We start from the raw sequence: 1952 nt of genomic DNA, 5'->3' as shown, positions 1-1952 counted from the left end.
GAAAAGGATGTTAAATCTTTTTTATAAGATAAATGATACATATCGATATTTAATTAAAGAAAGAGAAAGTAACTATTGTTAGCTTTATGAGAATTGGGAACTAATAAAACATATGTAGGTTTTGGTATGGAAAAGGAAATAAGGTGTATTGAAATGAATGCAAAGTTTATGGAGGAACAATCATGTTGAATTATGGTGTGAAGATGAAAAAGTTACTATTAGTGGGAGCTATAATAGTAAGCGTATTAAGTACGGAAAGTATGATGAATTATCATGCGGCCAAAGCTAAGGTGAAAAAAGTAGAACACCAGCCTAAAAATATAATTATGATGGTTATGGACGGAACGAGTTCAACGGCGACAACATTGGCTCGCTGGTATAAAGGGGCACCGCTTACGTTAGATCAAATTGTAACAGGAGGTGTTCGTACGTTTTCGGCGGAATCAGCTATTACAGACTCGGCGCCAGCAGCAACAGCTTTAGCAACTGGAAATAAATCGAATTCAGGATATGTAGGTGTATTACCTTCTATTGTAAGTTCGCCTAGCTTACAGCCAATAAAAGAAGAAGACAAGTTACGGCCGGTCGCAAACGTATTAGAAGGCGCAAAACGTACTGGTCGTGCAACTGGCATTGTTGCTACATCTGAAATTCAGCATGCTACTCCGGCCGGATTCTCCGCTCACCATGTCAATCGCAAACATTTTGACGTAATTGCGAAGCAGCAAGTATATCAAAATATAGATGTCGTATTAGGCGGGGGAAAAGCGGCGCTGTTACCTATGAAAAGTAATGGAATCCGAAAAGATGGTGAAAATTTAGTAAAGGTGATTCAAGACAAAGGATACGATTTCGTTGAAACGAAAGATGCGTTATTGAACTCCAAATCTAATAAAATTTGGGGCTCTTTCTCACATCATGCTCTTGCGTTTGATATGGATCGTATAGCAACAAATCCAGAACAACCAACACTTTCTCAAATGACAGAAAAAGCAATTCAAACATTATCAAAAGATAAAGATGGCTTCTTTTTATTCGTAGAAGGTAGTAAGCCTGATTGGGCAGCTCATGCTAATGATCCAATTGGGATGATTAGTGATGTATTGGCATTTGATGAAGCGGTAGCAAAGGCGTTACAATTTGCGAAGAAAGATGGGGATACGATGCTCATCGCTTTAACTGATCATGGTAACAGCGGCATCTCTATAGGGAATAGGAATACGACAAAAGGATACAATACTACACCGGTTTCTGCATACATTGATCCATTGAAAAAGGCGAAAATGACACTTGAAGGAACTATAAATAAACTGAAATCTGATTTATCAAATGTAGAAGATGTAGCTAAACTATACGGTTTGGATAATCTAACTCATGATGAAAAAGAAAAATTAAAAGTGGCAAAAAAGAAAATGGATGTAGGACGAATTCTTACTACATTATTGGCTAATCGTGCAAATATCGGCTTTACGACAGGAGGACATACAGGTGAGGATGTATTCTTACATTCTTATGGACCTCAAAAACCAGAAGGCTTAATCCAAAATACAGACATTGCGAAGACGATGGCGAAAGCGATGGGCTTTAACTTAGAAGAAGTAACGAATAAAATATTTTTAGAGAGTGAACAAGCCTTTAAGAAAATCGGTGCAACTGTAACAGCCGACAAAACCGAAGGAGCAAACCCGTTACTCGTAGTAAAACATAATAAAGTAGAAGCACAATTATTTGGTAACAAAAATATAATTCGTATCAATGGTAAAGGGTATGAATTAAGAAGTATTATTGTAGAGAGTAATGGAAAGTGCTATGTACCAGAAGAAGCAATTCAACTATTTGTAAAGCATTCTCGTTAAAAAATTGCCAACCAGTTAAGTTAACTGGTGGCAATTTTTTGTGTTTATTCTAAATATAAGTGTTCGAATTGTTTTGTAAATTTTTCCATATGAGGC

General features: G+C 36.6%; 1 protein-coding gene. It reads left to right on the top strand.

Annotated elements, in window-relative coordinates; all coding sequences use genetic code 11:
- Window positions 1-182 precede the first annotated feature (182 nt).
- Entirely contained in the window at window positions 183-1856 is a 1674-nt protein-coding gene (locus ABWK52_RS25140; RefSeq protein ID WP_098430496.1) for an alkaline phosphatase, read from the top strand.
- Window positions 1857-1952 lie beyond the last annotated feature (96 nt).

Source organism: Bacillus sp. AP50 (assembly GCF_040492675.1).
GTDB lineage: Bacteria > Bacillota > Bacilli > Bacillales > Bacillaceae_G > Bacillus_A > Bacillus_A cereus.
The sequence above is the reverse complement of the archived record's forward strand: the minus strand, read 5'-3'. Positions and strand labels throughout refer to the sequence as shown.